Origin of the sequence: Pseudoxanthomonas kalamensis DSM 18571, assembly GCF_010211745.1 — a bacterium.
GTDB classification, from domain to species: domain Bacteria; phylum Pseudomonadota; class Gammaproteobacteria; order Xanthomonadales; family Xanthomonadaceae; genus Pseudoxanthomonas_A; species Pseudoxanthomonas_A kalamensis.
On record NZ_PDWQ01000004.1, the window covers coordinates 1 to 14,559 of the forward strand.

The 14,559-nt window shown below is 66.7% G+C and carries 15 protein-coding genes, 1 tRNA gene and 1 pseudogene; 9 read left to right on the plus strand and 8 right to left on the minus strand.

Annotated features, from left to right (window positions below; genetic code table 11):
* Positions 1-308 (minus strand): annotated as a pseudogene (locus tag CSC70_RS14680) (energy transducer TonB); the annotation flags it as partial.
* Positions 309-433: 125 nt separating this feature from the next.
* Between CSC70_RS14680 and serS the strand changes: the two are divergent.
* Positions 434-1,714, plus strand: a complete 1,281-nt coding sequence (gene serS, locus CSC70_RS08595) for a serine--tRNA ligase (protein WP_162456273.1) — start codon at positions 434-436, stop codon at positions 1,712-1,714.
* 79 nt (positions 1,715-1,793) lie between these two features.
* Here serS and CSC70_RS08600 read toward each other — a convergent pair whose 3' ends face one another.
* Positions 1,794-2,372, minus strand: a complete 579-nt coding sequence (locus CSC70_RS08600) for an FMN-dependent NADH-azoreductase (protein WP_162456274.1) — start codon at positions 2,370-2,372, stop codon at positions 1,794-1,796.
* Between the two features lie 113 nt (positions 2,373-2,485).
* On the opposite strand from CSC70_RS08600, the gene CSC70_RS08605 reads away from it, so the two are divergent.
* The 4 genes from CSC70_RS08605 to CSC70_RS08620 all read left to right on the plus strand — a co-directional run bounded on the left by CSC70_RS08605 (position 2,486) and on the right by CSC70_RS08620 (position 5,045).
* Positions 2,486-3,469 carry a LysR family transcriptional regulator gene (locus CSC70_RS08605; protein WP_162456275.1) on the plus strand — a complete coding sequence of 328 codons (984 nt, stop codon included), beginning with the start codon at positions 2,486-2,488 and terminating at the stop codon, positions 3,467-3,469.
* Positions 3,470-3,511: 42 nt separating this feature from the next.
* Positions 3,512-3,601 (plus strand) — tRNA-Ser (locus CSC70_RS08610).
* Between the two features lie 152 nt (positions 3,602-3,753).
* Positions 3,754-4,227 carry a cytochrome b gene (locus CSC70_RS08615; RefSeq protein WP_281349601.1) on the plus strand — a complete coding sequence of 158 codons (474 nt, stop codon included), beginning with the start codon at positions 3,754-3,756 and terminating at the stop codon, positions 4,225-4,227.
* A gap of 170 nt (positions 4,228-4,397) precedes the next feature.
* A complete protein-coding gene (locus CSC70_RS08620) occupies positions 4,398-5,045 on the plus strand; it encodes a response regulator (protein ID WP_162456277.1) in 648 nt (215 codons plus the stop codon).
* 93 nt (positions 5,046-5,138) lie between these two features.
* Here the strand turns inward: CSC70_RS08620 and CSC70_RS08625 are convergent, their stop codons facing one another.
* Positions 5,139-8,087 (minus strand): Rne/Rng family ribonuclease, encoded by a 2,949-nt coding sequence (locus CSC70_RS08625; protein WP_162456278.1) that lies wholly within the window; start codon positions 8,085-8,087, stop codon positions 5,139-5,141.
* Between the two features lie 470 nt (positions 8,088-8,557).
* Between CSC70_RS08625 and CSC70_RS08630 the strand changes: the two genes are divergently transcribed.
* Positions 8,558-9,538: an RluA family pseudouridine synthase gene (locus CSC70_RS08630; RefSeq protein WP_162456279.1), complete on the plus strand. Its 981-nt coding sequence runs from the start codon at positions 8,558-8,560 to the stop codon at positions 9,536-9,538.
* Positions 9,539-9,548: 10 nt separating this feature from the next.
* Here CSC70_RS08630 and CSC70_RS08635 read toward each other — a convergent pair whose 3' ends face one another.
* The 3 genes from CSC70_RS08635 to CSC70_RS08645 are packed head-to-tail and all read right to left on the minus strand — an operon-like array spanning position 9,549 to position 10,799.
* Entirely contained in the window at positions 9,549-10,025 is a 477-nt protein-coding gene (locus tag CSC70_RS08635; RefSeq protein ID WP_162456280.1) for a hypothetical protein, read from the minus strand.
* A 25-nt stretch (positions 10,026-10,050) separates the two neighbouring features.
* On the minus strand, positions 10,051-10,452 hold the full coding sequence (locus CSC70_RS08640; RefSeq protein ID WP_162456281.1) for an energy transducer TonB: 402 nt from the start codon (positions 10,450-10,452) through the stop codon (positions 10,051-10,053).
* The gene (locus tag CSC70_RS08645; protein WP_162456282.1) at positions 10,449-10,799 is read right to left on the minus strand and encodes a 4a-hydroxytetrahydrobiopterin dehydratase; all 351 of its coding nucleotides are present in this window, start codon (positions 10,797-10,799) and stop codon (positions 10,449-10,451) included. The genes CSC70_RS08640 and CSC70_RS08645 overlap by 4 nt, the downstream gene beginning before the upstream one ends.
* 110 nt (positions 10,800-10,909) lie before the next feature.
* On the opposite strand from CSC70_RS08645, the gene CSC70_RS08650 reads away from it, so the two are divergent.
* Genes CSC70_RS08650 through CSC70_RS08660 form a run of 3 tightly spaced genes read left to right on the plus strand, consistent with a single transcriptional unit; the run spans position 10,910 to position 13,495 of the window.
* The gene (locus CSC70_RS08650; protein WP_162456283.1) at positions 10,910-11,506 is read left to right on the plus strand and encodes an NfuA family Fe-S biogenesis protein; all 597 of its coding nucleotides are present in this window, start codon (positions 10,910-10,912) and stop codon (positions 11,504-11,506) included.
* Positions 11,507-11,522: 16 nt separating this feature from the next.
* Positions 11,523-13,136, plus strand: a complete 1,614-nt coding sequence (locus tag CSC70_RS08655) for a hypothetical protein (protein WP_162456284.1) — start codon at positions 11,523-11,525, stop codon at positions 13,134-13,136.
* Positions 13,133-13,495, plus strand: coding sequence for a hypothetical protein (locus tag CSC70_RS08660; RefSeq protein WP_162456285.1), 363 nt, complete (start codon positions 13,133-13,135; stop codon positions 13,493-13,495). Before CSC70_RS08655 ends, CSC70_RS08660 begins: the two co-directional genes overlap by 4 nt.
* A gap of 84 nt (positions 13,496-13,579) precedes the next feature.
* Here CSC70_RS08660 and CSC70_RS08665 read toward each other — a convergent pair whose 3' ends face one another.
* Complete coding sequence (locus CSC70_RS08665) at positions 13,580-14,035, minus strand: c-type cytochrome (RefSeq protein WP_162456286.1); 456 nt, start codon at positions 14,033-14,035, stop codon at positions 13,580-13,582.
* Between the two features lie 7 nt (positions 14,036-14,042).
* Positions 14,043-14,462 carry a c-type cytochrome gene (locus CSC70_RS08670; protein WP_211369459.1) on the minus strand — a complete coding sequence of 140 codons (420 nt, stop codon included), beginning with the start codon at positions 14,460-14,462 and terminating at the stop codon, positions 14,043-14,045.
* Between the last annotated feature and the right edge of the window lie 97 nt (positions 14,463-14,559).

Consider the following 14,559-nt stretch of genomic DNA (forward strand, 5'->3'; position numbering starts at 1 on the left):
AGATGTTTATAAGAGACAGGGGTGGTTTCCACCAGTTGCGGATGCTCGCCGTCAGACGCCGTCTCCGGCACCTGCATCCGGCTGGTCGACATGCCGCCGGACAGCGGTTCGGGCAGGGCTTCCGGCAATGCAGCCTCCGGGGCGGCAACCGGCTCCACCGTGTAGAACTGCTCGTCGTGTGCCTTCCACCACACCAGCAGGAACAGCAGCAGGCCGATGACGAAGGCCGCGGCGACAATCTGCAGGCTGTGGCGCGGCAGGCGGAGCACGAAGGCGTCGTCGGATTCGGAGGGTTTGGCTGGGCTCATGTCGGTTCCGGTGCTGTGTCCCGATTCTGGCACAGCCCGCCGGCCGCAGATGAGCGACTGCTGATCGGGCAATCGCAGCCGGAACCGGCGATAATTGCCGTCCGTTTCGCAGATCGACCGATTCCATGCTCGACCCCAGCCTGCTGCGCCAGCAGCCCGAAGACCTTGCCCGACGCCTGAAGGAAACCCGTGGCTACGACCTCGATGTCGCTACACTGGGCGAGCTGGAGTCGCGCCGCAAGCAGATCCAGGTGCGCACCCAGGAACTGCAGAACCTGCGCAACACCCGCTCCAAGGCGATCGGCCAAATGAAGGCCAGGGGCGAGGACACTACGGCGATCATGGCCGAGGTGGCCGGTTTCGGCGATGAGCTGAAGGCGTCTGAGGCCGAGTTGGACGGCATCCGCAACCGGTTGGACGCGCTGGCCATGGGCATTCCCAACCTGCCGCACGAAAGCGTGCCGGTCGGCGCCGACGAGTCGGGCAATGTCGAACAACACCGATGGGGCACGCCGCGGATGTTCGAGTTTCCGGTCAAGGACCATGTCGATCTCGGCGCCCGTCACGGCTGGCTGGACGGCGAAACCGCAGCCAAGCTGTCCGGCGCCCGCTTCACCGTGCTGCGCGGGCAGCTGGCTCGGCTGCACCGCGCGCTGGCGCAGTTCATGCTGGATCTGCACAGCGGCGAACACGGCTACGAGGAAACCAACGTACCGGTGATCGTCAATGCCGACAGCCTGTTCGGCACCGGCCAGTTGCCGAAGTTCGAGGAGGACATGTTCGTCACCCAGCTGGGCGAACACCGTCGCTACCTGATTTCGACTTCGGAGATCGCGCTGACCAACGTGGTCCGCGACGAGATCGTCGAAGCCGAGCGACTGCCGCTGCGGATGACCGCACACTCGCTGTGCTTCCGATCCGAAGCCGGCAGCGGCGGCCGCGACGTGCGGGGCATGATCCGCCAGCACCAGTTCGAGAAGGTCGAGATGGTCAGCATCGTCCGTCCGCAAGACAGTTACGGCGAACTGGAGCGCATGACCCGCTGCGCCGAGGCTGTGCTGGAGACGCTGGGGCTGCCGTATCGGCGCATGCAGTTGTGCAGCGGCGACATGGGGTTTTCCGCCGCCAAGACCTACGACCTGGAGGTCTGGCTGCCGTCGCAGCAGACCTATCGCGAGATTTCCTCCTGCTCCAACTGCGAGGCCTTCCAGGCCCGTCGCATGCAGGCGCGCTGGCGCAACCCGGAGACCGGCAAGCCGGAGCCGGTGCACACGCTGAATGGCTCCGGCGTGGCCGTGGGCCGCGCCCTGATCGCGGTGATGGAGAACTACCAGAACGCCGACGGCTCGATCGACGTACCCGAGGTCCTGCGCCCGCACATGGGTGGGGCCGAGCGGATCGCCTGAGCGGGACGCGCGTTGCGCAAAAAAGCGGCCCGCAGGGCGGGCCGATGGAGAGATACCGCTTTGGGGAACCGTTGCCGGCTCAGGCCGCCTTGCGCAGCGGCGACGGGATCGCCGCCAGCGCGGCATCGATGGCCTCGAGCCGGTGCTGCGGCGAGAGGGCCAGCCCTTCGGCACGGACGAATTCCACGTCCTCAATGCCCAGGAAGGCCAGTACCGCTTTCAGGTACGGTTCCTGGAAATCGGCCGGCGACCCGCTGTGCAGACCGCCGCGCGCGCTGGCGATGATGACCTTCTTGCCGCCTGCCAGCCCTTGCGGGCCTTGTTCGGTGTAACGGAACGTCTTGCCGGCAACGGCCACGCGGTCGATCCAGGCCTTCAGCGTGGACGGAATGCCGAAGTTGTACATCGGCGCGCCGATGACCACGATGTCGCTGTCGAGGAATTCCTGCAGCACCTGTTCGGCCCTGCGACTGGCGACCGAGTCGGTACCGGCCAGCGCGGCGGCGGTCAGATGGGGCAGGGGATCGGCATCGAGGTCGCGATGGGTGACCTGCAGGCCGGGCATTTCGTCGCGCCAGCGGGATACGATGGCGTTGCCGAGCTGGCGGCTGACCGATTGTTCGCTCAGCGCGCTGCTGTCGATGTGCAATAGTTTCATGTGAGGTCTCCTGTTCCGGCACCGTTGCCACTGGGGCCGCATCCTCCTCTGTTGCTTTGGTGGAATAAAGAGGATTAAATATCACTGTTTGTTCCATTTGTGGAATTTCTGTTATGCAGAACGACCTCAACGACCTGTATTACTTCGCGATGGTGGTCGACCACGGCGGTTTCGCCGCCGCCGAGCGCGCGCTGGGCATTCCCAAGTCGCGGCTGAGCCGGCGCATCAGCCAGCTCGAAGCCGACCTGGGCGTGCGTCTGCTGCAGCGTTCCACCCGCCGTTTCGCGGTCACCGACGTCGGCATGAGCGTGCATCGCCATGCACAGACCATGCTGGCCGAGGCCCAGGCCGCGCGCGAAGTGGTCGACCGGCTCAGCGCCGAGCCGCGCGGGGTGGTGCGGGTCAGCGTGCCGGTGGCGGTGGCGCAGATGCAGTTGCCGAAGATCCTGCCGCAGTTTCTCGACAAGTACCCCAAGGTCCGGCTGCAACTGCACGTCAACAACCGCCGGGTCGACATCATCAACGAGGGCTACGACGTGGCCCTGCGGGTGCGCGCCAGGCTCGACGACGACGGCAGCCTGGTCATGCGCAGTTTCGGCCACATCCAGCAGTTGCTGGTGGCCAGTCCGAAATACCTGCGGCGCGCCGGACGGCCGCAGATTCCCGAGGATCTGACCGAACACGTCACCCTGAGCATCAGCGAGGACGAGGCCCGCCAGCGCTGGGAACTGCATGGCCCGGACGGCGAGGTGCGGCGGATCGAACTGCAACCGCGGCTGGCCGGCTCGGATTTCCCGCTGCTCAAGGCGCTGGCCAGGGACGGGCACGGCATCACCTTGTTGCCGGAAACGGTCTGCGCCGATGCGGTGAGCAGCGGCGAACTTGAGGTGGTGCTGCCGCAGTGGTCGCTGCCGCAAGGCATCTGCCACGCGGTATTCGCTTCGCGTCGCGGCATGCTGCCAGCGGTGCGGGTGTTCATCGACTTCCTGGCCGAACATCTGCCGCAGCAGATCGAGGCTTCGCGGCTGGACTGCGGCGGCAAGTGCGACAAGGCCGTGCCGGAGATGCCGAAGGCGGAGCTGGCGCAGGTCGGCTGAAACGTCCCGGCTTCGTGCGAGAATACCGGCGCCAAGCGATCCGGAGAGGTGGCCGAGCGGTTTAAGGCACCGGTCTTGAAAACCGGCGAAGGGTCAAACCTTCCGTGGGTTCGAATCCCACCCTCTCCGCCACTTGATCGTGCTCAATGATGGTCTGCTCAGGTTCGATCATCATGCAAGACATCCCCTGACACATGAGCTTGCCCTTTTCGGCCATTGCTCCACGGTCTCGACTTGGGCATGCGTATGGGCAGGGGTGCCGGAATTGCCGACTGGGTGCCAGCATGCGTGCCTCGCCATCCTCGTTTTCATTGTCGCAGCGGCTCCTGCATTGGGCCATGGTGCTGCTGATTCTGTGCAACCTGCTGTTTCCGCAAGGCATGGGCGGCACAGGGTTGGACTTGGGGTTCGTGTTGCCGGCCCGGGCCCACATCTGCATCGGTATCGCCGTACTGGTTCTGGCGCTGATTCGGCTGTTCCTGCGTTTGGGCAGGGGCGTTCCCTCGACACCGACCCGGGTTCCGGTGTTCTTCCGCGGGCTGGCGCGAGCCGGGCAGTGGACCTTCTATCTGCTGTTCTTCGCCACGCCGATCACCGGCCTGCTGATTCACTATCACGGCAACGCCAGCGCGCTGCTGCTGCATGGCAAAGTCATCCGACCATTGTTCTGGACGCTGATTGCCGTACATGTCGCCCTGGCTCTGGCACACCAGTACTACTGGAAAACAGGCCGGCTGGAGAAAATGGTCAGAGGTTGAAGCAGGCCTGCAGGAGTCGAGGAGGGCTGTCGATCCTGCGATCGCCTTCGCCATGGACTGCTTTATAGTGATGACATGTCACATCTGGTCGCCACTCGTCAGACTATCCCTTGTTCCGGTCGCCATCGGCGATTAGGCTCGTATTCAGGGAATGGAAAGCGGAGGTTAGGATGACGATACGCGTATTCCTGATAGACGATCACGCGCTGGTCAGGGCAGGGATGAAGATGATCCTCGCCGGCGAGACCGACATCGAAGTGGTCGGCGAAGCGGACAGCGGCGAAGAAGCCCTGCCGCAGGTGCGCAAGCTGAAACCTGACGTAGTGCTGTGCGATCTGCACCTGCCGGGACTGAGCGGGCTGGAGATCACCGAGCGCATTGTCCGCTCCGACCTCGGTACCCGGGTCGTGATCGTGTCGGTGCTGGAGGACGGTCCGCTGCCGAAGCGGCTGCTGGAAGCCGGTGCCGCCGGCTATGTCGGCAAGGCCGGCGATGCCGGCGAATTGCTGCGCGCCATCCGCGATACTTCGCGCGGCAAGCGCTTCCTCGGCAGCAGCATCGCGCAGAACCTGGCTCTGAACACCGTCGCCGGCAACGGATCGCCGTTCGACCAGATGTCGCCGCGCGAACTGGAAGTGGCCATGCTGCTGGTGCAGGGATTGCGTCAGGAAGAAATCGCCAAGCGGCTCAGCCTGAGTGCCAAGACCGTCAACACGCACAAGACCCGACTGTTCGAGAAAGCCGGGGTGCAGGACAACATCGCCCTGGCCCGGTTGGCGACCCAGTACGGACTGGTCGACAGCGCGCATTCGCTGTAAAGCAAAAGCCCGGCGCACGCACCGGGCTTTCGATCTTGCGCAGGACTGCAGCGGCCGGAAACCCGGCCGCTATACGGATCAGGCCTGTACGGATCAGGCGTTGTGCCGCCCGTCCTCGCCATCGGTCGCCGCCGCGTCGTCGGCCGCCAGCGTCGTAGCTGACAGTTCGCCGGTTTCGGCGTCTTCGTCGTCTTCCGATTCGACCGGCAGCGACGCCGGGGAAGGATCGATCAGGTGACGGATCACCGAGGCCGGGGTGTCGATATCGGCGGTGAAGAACAGCGAGCCGTTGTAATCCGGCTCCGGTGATGCCACAGGAGCAGCGGCGATGATCGTCGTCTCCTCGGCAATGGCTTCGGTTTCGGCAACTGATGCCGGAACGGGCTCCGCTTCCTGCACGATCGCTTGCGCATCGACCCTCTGCTCCGGTAGCGGAGTCCCTTCGAGGGTGCCGATTTCGTCGGAAAGCGCATTCGCGATTTCCGCGACACTGGCCGTGACTTCTGTCGGTGCAGGCGTTTCGGTCGGAACGTCGGCCTCGGTGCCCTGGGCCTCGAACAGCGAGACCTGGGGCGTCGTCGCAACAACGGTTTCAGTTTCGACGGCGACGTCCGCGACGGCAGCTGGTAATACCGGCTCCGGAACAGATTCCTCCGGTGCAACCGCAGCCGCGCGAACTTCCGGCTGCGCCGCCGCCGGGATGGCGACGTCGTCGAAGTCGAATTCCGGCTGCGCTTGACTGATGGCGATTACCGTGTCGTCGCCCGACATATCGTTGTCGGCACTGGTCTCGTTCTCGCTACCGGTCGCGGCGGCATCGCCGGTCTTGCGGCGACGGCGTCCGCCACGGCGCCCTCGGCGGCGGCGGCTGCCGCCCTCGGCATTGCCTTCTGCCGCAGCCTCAGCAGCCGGGTTGGCGGCATCGGTTGCTGTCGTCGCGACGGCTTCGACCTGCGGCAGCGCATCATCGGCGACCGCGGCCGGAACGGCAGCCGCTACGGCGACGGGATCGACCGGCGCGGTTTCGGCTTCCGCAGCGACCGGAGCCGGCTTGGGCGTCGTTTCCTTGCGCGGCGGGCGCGGCGACTTTTGCTTGGTCGGCTGCGGAGTGTCGTCCTTGTTCTTGTTCGAGGTCTTGCCGGTCGCTTGCTGCTGCGATTTGCCGGATGCGCGGCTGTCGTCGCGGCGCGATTCCTGGCGGTTCTTGCCGCCATTGCGGCCCTGGCCATTGTTGCGGCCATTGCGGCGCTGGCGGGAATCCCGCTGTGAGGTCTCGGGCGCAGCCTTGCGGGTCTGTTCGGCCAGGGTCGGTTCGGGTGCCGTGTCGGCGCTGCCGAGCAGGCGCTTGAACCAGCCGAACACACCGCCGGAGGCGGGTGCCTGCACCGGGGCGGGGGCCGCCGCCGCAACCGGGGCCGGCTCGGGCTCGCGCACCGGAGCCGGCTGCGTGTGCTTGACCGAAGTCACCGCCGGGGCCGGCGGGATGTTCAGCTGCGACTTGCTCAGTGCATGCACCGGCAGCTTGCGCGGGGTGCCACGCTGGTAGCTGGGCTTGCCGGATTCCTCGCTGAGCTCGTTCTCGCGGATGCGGGTGACTTCGTAGTGCGGGGTCTGCAACTGCTCGTCGGCGACGATGATGATCGGCGCGTCATGGCGCTGCTCGATTTCGCGCAGTGCGCCGCGCTTCTCGTTGAGCAGGTAGTTGGCGATCTCGATAGGCGCCTGCACCAGCACTTGGCCAGTGTTGTCCTTCATCGCGTGCTCTTCGGCCACGCGGATGATCGACAGCGACAGCGATTCGACGCTGCGCATGCGGCCGTGGCCCTCGCAGCGCGGGCAGACGATCTGGCTGGATTCGCCGAGGCTTGGACGCAGGCGCTGGCGGCTCATCTCCATCAGGCCGAACTTGGAGATGCGGCCGAGCTGCACGCGCGCGCGGTCGTACTTCAGCGCACCCTGCAGGCGGTTCTCGACCTCGCGCTGGTGCTTGTTCGAGGCCATGTCGATGAAGTCGATCACCACCAGGCCGCCCAGATCGCGCAGGCGCAGCTGGCGGGCGACTTCGTCGGCGGCTTCCAGATTGGTGTGGAACGCGGTTTCCTCGATGTCGCCGCCCTTGGTGGCGCGCGCCGAGTTGACGTCGATCGCGGTCAGGGCCTCGGTCTGGTCGACCACGATGGCGCCGCCGGACGGCAGCCGCACTTCGCGCTCGTAGGCGGCCTCGATCTGCGATTCGATCTGGAAACGGTTGAACAGCGGAATATCGTCGGTGTAGTGCTTCAGCTTGCGCAGGTTCTGCGGCATGACCTGCTGCATGAACTCGGTCGCGGTCTGGTGCATTTCCTCGGTGTCGACCAGGATCTCGCCGATGTCGGCGCGCAGGTAGTCGCGCAGGGCACGGACGATCAGCCGGCTTTCCTGGTAGATCAGGAACGGGGCCGGCTTGCTGAGCGCGGCTTCGGCGATCGCACGCCAGACGCTGAGCAGGTAGTCCAGGTCCCATTGCAGTTCTTCGGCGTCGCGGCCGACGCCGGCGGTGCGGATGATCACGCCCATCTCGTCGGGGATGTTCAGCGCGTCCATCGCCCGCTTCAGTTCGGCGCGGTCTTCGCCTTCGATCCGGCGCGAAACGCCGCCGGCGCTGGGCGAGTTGGGCATCAGCACCATGTAGCGGCCGGCCAGCGAGATGAAGGTGGTCAGCGCGGCACCCTTGTTTCCGCGTTCGTCCTTGTCGACCTGGACCACCACTTCCTGGCCTTCACGCAGCAGCTCGCGCAGGTTGCCGGACTTGTGGTCGGCACCGGCCTGGAAGTAGTCGCGGGAGATTTCCTTCAGCGGCAGGAAGCCGTGGCGTTCGGCGCCGTAGTCGACGAAGGCCGCTTCCAGCGAGGGCTCGAGCCGGGTGATGCGGCCCTTGTAGATGTTGGACTTGCGTTGTTCCCTGGACGGCTGCTCGATGTCGATGTCATACAGGGTCTGTCCGTCGACGATGGCCACGCGCAGTTCTTCCGCCTGCGTGGCATTGATCAGCATACGCTTCATTGTTGCGTTCCTCGCGCAGCTACCGCGCGGAACGCCGTGGCGTTTCGTCTCTGGAACCAACGACCCCTTGCGGGGCGGCGCCCCTTTCGCGCGCGTGCGCGGCCGGGTGGCCGGATCTCCAGCGCTTCGACAACCACGGCAAGCCGCGGGAGCGCTTCTTATTGTCAATCGTGTTGCGGGCCGTGCGGCCGGGAGGGCGCCGGTCAGGCGACCTGTCCCCGCACCGCGCGGGACATGTTCAGCTCCGGCGTCTGACACGCCGGGCGATGGCCGGGTCGGGCATCAGGCCGCTAACATGTCCACCCTGCGGGTGGTGGTTGCGCTCCGGACACCATCGCGGAAAGCCGGGCTTCTGGCCCACGGCCTGCCGGGGGCCGCCCTGGGGCGGGTCCGGACCGGACGACCGTTGCAACTTCCTGCGAAATCAAACCCTTATCTCGCCCGGCGAGTGTAACAGAATAAATGCTCGAATGACCGACCCGGATTCCACCTCCCCCCGCCCGCGCCCCGGCGTCGTACGTGCCGCCGCGCGGATGGCGACCGTGCCGGCCGACCGCGCCGGACAACGGCTGGACAACTTCCTGCTCGGCCAGCTGAAGGGCGCCCCCCGCAGCCTGGTCTACAAACTGGTCCGCAGCGGCCAGGTTCGGGTCAACGGTGGCCGTGCCAAGGCCGAGCGCAAGCTGGAAGCCGGCGACGAGGTCCGCATTCCGCCGGTCAGTCTCAACACACCCGGAGATGCCTCCACACCGCCGGAAGCCTTCCTGCGCCGGATGGAGCGGGCGATCGTGTTCGAGGACGCCCGCCTGCTGGTGATCGACAAACCCTCCGGCGTGGCCAGCCACGGCGGCAGCGGGATCAGCCACGGCGCCATCGAAACGATGCGGGCGCTGCGGCCGGGGCAATCGCTGGAACTGGTGCATCGGCTGGACCGCGACACCTCGGGCTTGCTGGTGCTGGCCAAGAAGCGTTCGGCGCTGACTGCGCTGCAGGCGTTGATGCGCGAGGAGGGCGGCGACGGCATCCGCAAGCGCTATCTGACCCTGCTGCTCGGGCGAATGCCGGACGGCACGATGAGCGTGGACGCGCCGCTGCACGTGGGCCTGCGCCAGGGCGGTGAGCGCCATGTCCAGGTCGATCCCGGCGGCAAGCCGTCGCTGAGCCATTTCCGGGTGCTGGAGCGGCGCGGGGGACATTCCTACTGCGAGGTGCGGATCGAGACCGGGCGCACCCACCAGATCCGCGTGCATGCCAGACACATCGGGCATCCGGTGGCCGGCGACGACAAGTACGGAGATGCCGAGGCCAACCGTCGCCTGCGCGAGAAGATCGGCCTGAAGCGCTTGTTCCTGCACGCCGCCTCGCTGGAGTTCGAGCTGGACGGCCAGGATTACGTGCTGAATGCGCCGCTGGCGCCGGAGCTGGCCGAGGCGCTGGACCGGCTGGGCTGAGGTGCCCGAATCAGGGCATTTCCGGAATGAGGGTTTCCTCGCCGACGTAGTCCAGCCGACGTTGCTGGCGCAGCAGGACGACCCGGGCCGGCAGCTCTTCCAGTCCCGACAGGGTCAGGTCCAGTCCGGTCCAGGCCTGGCAGCAGCGCGGCGCGAACGGGTTGTCGATGCGCGCGACCAGCGGCACCACGATGCGGATCTCGTCGCCGCTGCGCCAGGCGCGCAGGTCGCGGATATCGACCTTGTCCAGTTCGTCATGGGCCAGCCAGGTGAGCACCCGCAGGGTGTGCGCATCGACGATCAGCAATTCCAGCTCACCGGCTTCGATGTCTTCGGGCAACTCGTGGGCCTGCTGCGCGCTGCCGCCGATCGCGACCGCCTGCACGTCTTCGTAATGCACGTCAGGCTGTGGTGGCGACGGAGGCGTAGGCACCGTGGTGGCCGTCGAGGCGGCGGCAAGGGACAGGTACAGCATCCAGGCGCTCATGCGCGGGTCCGTTCGCAGCGCGGCGTCAGTGTTGTTCGTCCAGCGCGAAGCAGGCATCCGGCCGCGGCTGCGGCGGATTGAAGCTGACCGGCACCCGGATGGTCTGCGCGATGGCCTGGCCGTTGCGCGTGGCCGGCTTGAACAGCCAGCCCTCGACCGCCGTGCGCGCGGCGCTGTCCAGCCGCTCGTCGCCGCTACTGCCGACCTGCTCGATCGCGGTCGGCTTGCCCTCGGTACCGACCGTCACCGACAGTGTGACCGTGCCGCCGATGTCGGCGCACGCCAGTTCCAGCGGATATTCCGGTGGCGGCGTCTGCAGCGCGGCCAGTTCGGTGGGTGCGACAGCCGGGGCGGTGGTGTCGGTCGAAGGCGTGCAGGCGGCCAGCGCCAATAGGCAGGCAAGGGTAACGACAGGCTTCAGGTTCATGGCGTGCTCTCCAGCAGGGCGTCGGCCCTGGCCGCGCAGATGAAGTCGTTCTCGCTCAAACCGCCGACATCGTGGGTGGAATAGCGGACCACGGCGCGGTCGTAATGCACGCCGAGATCGGGGTGGTGATCCTCGCGATGGGCCATCCAGGCCAGCGCGTTGACGAAGGCCATGGTCCGGTAGTAGTCGTTGAAACGGAAGGTCTTGAGCAGGGCATGGCCGTTTTCGGCCAGTTCCCAGTTGTCCAGCTGCGGCATCAATTCGGCGATGCGCGCCGGGGGCAGCCGGTGTTCGCTGCCCTTGCGCGACAGGCAGTGCGCTTGCGCGAGCGGGATCAGGTCGGTCATCTGGTCTTCCTCCATGGCTGGATTCGCGCTGGTCGGGCGCAACTGAACATTCCACGCACGTTGCCGGCGCGCGGGCCGGAAAGCCGGGGTTCCGGGGCTAGAATAGCCGCATGATCCAGATATCCGAACCGGCGCAGGCGCATTTTCGCAGATTGATCGAGCGCGAGGCATCGCCCGGACTGGGCGTGCGCCTGGCCGCGGTCGAGCCGGGCACGCCGCGCGCGGATGCGCGGCTGGAATTCGCCGAGGCTTCCGAATTGCTGGGCGACGAATGGGCGGTGGATTGCGACGGTTTCGTCCTCTACGTGGCCGCCGACAGTGTGGCCTGGCTGGATGGTGCCGAAATCGACTACGTCAGCCGCGACACCGGCGGCCAGCTGACGATCAAGGCCCCGCGAATCAAGGGCGAAGCGCCGGGCGAGGCGGCTTCGCTGGTCGAGCGGGTGCGTTGGGTGGTCGAGAACGAGATCAATCCGCAGCTGGCGCAGCATCGCGGCCACGTGGCGGTGGAGCAGGTGGGCGCGGACGGCGAAGTCTGGCTACGTTTCGGCGGCGGCTGCAACGGCTGCGGCATGGCCGACGTGACGCTGAAGCAGGGCATCGAGAAGACCCTGCTGGCGCGCGTGCCGGGGGTGACCGCGGTTCGCGACATCACCGACCACGATACCGGGCAGGCGCCGTACATCCCGCGCGGCAACGCCGCCTGACGCCGCCGCAACACCGGTGACGAAAGCCGCCGACATCATCGAAGCCCTGGCCGGCCGGCAGTCGCCGCCGCTGCTGGAGCGCCAGACCGGGCTGCCGCATGGCTGGGGACTGTGGCTACGCGCGCAGCCGGAGAAGCTGGGGCGGATCGAACACGTGCAGGCACAGGCGCTGGCCGAGGAACTGGCGGGTCGTGCGCCTCCGGCGCCGATGCGGCTGCGGATCATGGGGCGCCTGCGCACCCTGCGCAGCCTGTTCTACCAGCAATGGGATCCGCCCCCGCGCGAGGAGCGCGGCCTGCGCTGGTTCGCGGCGATCTTCAGTGGCTTGCTGCATCTGGCGTTCGCCGTGCTGCTGATCGTGCTGGCCTGGGTCCATCTGCCACCACCGCCACCGCCGCAGGCCGATTCGGGCTCCGGCAGCCGAGTGCAGGTGGAACTGGTCGATCGCACGGATGCCGCCGATGACGGCTCCCAAACTGCGGAACCGACGACGACGCAGCGATCCGCCGCCGAATCCCCGACAGCCGCCTCGCACCCGGCCGCCGCGCCGCAAGCCGACGATGCCGAAGACCGTCCGCAACCCGCCGTGTCGGAGCAGCCTTTGCAGGTCACCGAGGCCGAACGCCCGACCACCGATTTCGTACTGACAGCGCCGGTCCGTACCGAGGTACCCGTGCCCTCGATGCGGACGACCGAAGTGCAGCTGCGCGAACGTGAAGTGACCGTGGTGGAAACCCCGCAGCCACTCGCGCGGCAGCCGCTGCCGACCGAGGTGCGCGCTCCCGATACGCAGACGGCCTTGCCGGCGCTCCGCCAGCGCGAGGTCAACGAACCGTTGCAGGACATTCGTGTTCCCCAGACATCTGCGCAACCCGTCGATGCGACGGCGATCCGCACCACGCAACCGCAGCTGCAGGTACGCGAAGTCGACGAACCGCTGCCGCAGATCCGCGCACCACGAACCGCCGCATCAACGGTCGAAGCGCCCCAAGTGCGCGCACCGGAAATGTCGATGCGGCAGGCCGAAATTCCTGCCCCCACAGTTCCCAGCCCTGCCGCTGCCGCGACACCGTCGACTTCGACGTCTTCGGCAGCGGCAGCCACACCGTCAGCGAACAGCGCCGCGCCGGGAGCCACGATCACGCCGCGCGCCACCGATGACTGGGGCGCCGCCTCCGCGCAACCGGGCAACGGCAGCGGGCTGTTCAATGCGGATGGCAGCGTGCGCCTGCCCGACGGCGCCGGCCAGGCGGCCGAGCCGGTGCGCGGCGCGCCCGGAACCCAGCAGCACCAGGCCTACCAGGCCGACCGCGGCAGCAAGTGGCTGCAGCGGGTCGAATACCCCTACGACGCCACCATGTTCGACCAGTACTGGGTCCCGCGCGAATCCCTGCTGCAGGAATGGGTCCGCAAGAATATCCGCGAAGTCGAACTGCCGATCCCGGGAACCAACAAGCGGGTCAAGTGCGTGGTTTCGGTCCTGCAACTGGGCGGCGGCTGCGGCCTGTACGACCCGAACATCAACGCACAGCCGGCCGAGGCCCGCCCGCCGCCGGAGATTCCGGTCAAGCGCAATCCGTTGCCACCGGACGAGACCGGCAGCGATGGCAATCCGGAGACTGGCGGATGACTTTCCGGCGCCTCACTAGTCTGTTGGCGGGTCTGATCGGAGTGATGTTTGCCGGAATAGGCGTGCTGTTATTGGTGATTGTCGCTTCGGGCAATGTTCACCAGGGCCAGGTGGGCATGCTGATTTATGGAGTCGGATTTCTGCTTGTCGCGGCTCCGATGCTTGCAGTCCCGTTTTCAGTTCCGACCGCCAGATGGCTGGTATGGGCAGTTCTTGCTGGTTTCTCGGGTGTAGCGATCTGGCTGGCCTTCTGGCCGCAAAGTGGCGTTGTTCCTTCACCGGCGGTTAAAGCGGCTGTCGCGGCATTCGTCGGTTTGCTGCTTGTACGGATATTCCTCAGTCGGCGAGATCGCAATTGAGCGTTCGTCACAGACACATTCAACATGCCACAAAAAAACACGGGGCCATCCGGCCCCGTGGATGCATCCAGTCCGCAGGAACGCTTATTCGACGCCGTGCAGATCGCGTAATTGGGTCGTGCGCGAGCCGAAATAGGCGGCCAGGTCGGAAATGTCCTGGTCGCTCAGCGCGGCGGCCTGCGGCGACATCAGCACGTGCACGCGCTCGCCGGCACGGTATTGCTGCAGTGCATGGGCGATGTAGTCGCCGTACTGACCGCCCAGCTTGGGATAGGTGTCGTCGATCGGCGCGTTGCCTTCGGCGCCGTGGCAGTCCACGCAGCTCTGGCCGGTGGCCGCACCCTTGGCGCTGGCCAGTTGCTCGCCCTGGGCGATGCGGCCGTCCGGCAGTCCGGCGGACGAGCTGGAGCCATGCTCTCCGCTGGCATGGCCGGGATCGGCGGCGGAGACTTCGGGGTTTTCGACCTTGGAGCAGGCGGCCACGGCAAGCGCGGCGAACAGGGCGATGGCTAGACGCGGGGCGTACACGGCGTTCGTCATGGAGGGCTTACTTCTTCAGCGAGGACAGATAGGCGGCCAGGTCGGCAATGTCCTGGTCGGAAAAGCTCTGGGCCTGGGCCTGCATGGTGGGGTGCTTGCGGTTGCCCTGCTTGTATTCGCTCAGGGCCTGGACCAGATAGGCCTCGGACTGGCCGCCGATCAGCGGCACGTGGAAATTGGGGTAGGCGTTCTTGTAGCCGGTGACGCCGTGGCAGCCCTGACAGGTATAGGACAGGGTGCGCCCGGTTTCGGCATTGCCCGCAAGCGGGCCGGCAACGGCTGGGGCTTCTGCGGCGGCCGGAGCGGGGGCTTCGACGCTCGCATCGGCGGCGGGAGGAACAGTTTCTTCCTGCGCGGCGCTGGTGGCGGCCATGGTCAGCAGGGCGGCCATGGTCAGGCCGGCGGCGATCGGCAACGGTCGCTTCATGGAATGTTTCAGGCTCCCTTGGAAGTGCTGGCACCGCATGAGGCCGCGGCGCTTGGCCGCCGCGAGTATAGCCTGCCATTCACAAAGGTCGCCATCG

Bases quoted from the DNA above. Each gene is read 5' to 3' on its own strand.
- serS (WP_162456273.1), top strand. From the start codon at position 434: ATGCTCGACCCCAGCCTGCTGCGCCAGCAGCCCGAAGACCTTGCCCGA.
- CSC70_RS08600 (WP_162456274.1), bottom strand. From the start codon at position 2,372: ATGAAACTATTGCACATCGACAGCAGCGCGCTGAGCGAACAATCGGTC.
- CSC70_RS08605 (WP_162456275.1), top strand. From the start codon at position 2,486: ATGCAGAACGACCTCAACGACCTGTATTACTTCGCGATGGTGGTCGAC.
- CSC70_RS08615 (WP_281349601.1), top strand. From the start codon at position 3,754: ATGCGTGCCTCGCCATCCTCGTTTTCATTGTCGCAGCGGCTCCTGCAT.
- CSC70_RS08620 (WP_162456277.1), top strand. From the start codon at position 4,398: ATGACGATACGCGTATTCCTGATAGACGATCACGCGCTGGTCAGGGCA.
- CSC70_RS08625 (WP_162456278.1), bottom strand. From the start codon at position 8,087: ATGAAGCGTATGCTGATCAATGCCACGCAGGCGGAAGAACTGCGCGTG.
- CSC70_RS08630 (WP_162456279.1), top strand. From the start codon at position 8,558: ATGACCGACCCGGATTCCACCTCCCCCCGCCCGCGCCCCGGCGTCGTA.
- CSC70_RS08635 (WP_162456280.1), bottom strand. From the start codon at position 10,025: ATGAGCGCCTGGATGCTGTACCTGTCCCTTGCCGCCGCCTCGACGGCC.
- CSC70_RS08640 (WP_162456281.1), bottom strand. From the start codon at position 10,452: ATGAACCTGAAGCCTGTCGTTACCCTTGCCTGCCTATTGGCGCTGGCC.
- CSC70_RS08645 (WP_162456282.1), bottom strand. From the start codon at position 10,799: ATGACCGACCTGATCCCGCTCGCGCAAGCGCACTGCCTGTCGCGCAAG.
- CSC70_RS08650 (WP_162456283.1), top strand. From the start codon at position 10,910: ATGATCCAGATATCCGAACCGGCGCAGGCGCATTTTCGCAGATTGATC.
- CSC70_RS08660 (WP_162456285.1), top strand. From the start codon at position 13,133: ATGACTTTCCGGCGCCTCACTAGTCTGTTGGCGGGTCTGATCGGAGTG.
- CSC70_RS08665 (WP_162456286.1), bottom strand. From the start codon at position 14,035: ATGACGAACGCCGTGTACGCCCCGCGTCTAGCCATCGCCCTGTTCGCC.
- CSC70_RS08670 (WP_211369459.1), bottom strand. From the start codon at position 14,462: ATGAAGCGACCGTTGCCGATCGCCGCCGGCCTGACCATGGCCGCCCTG.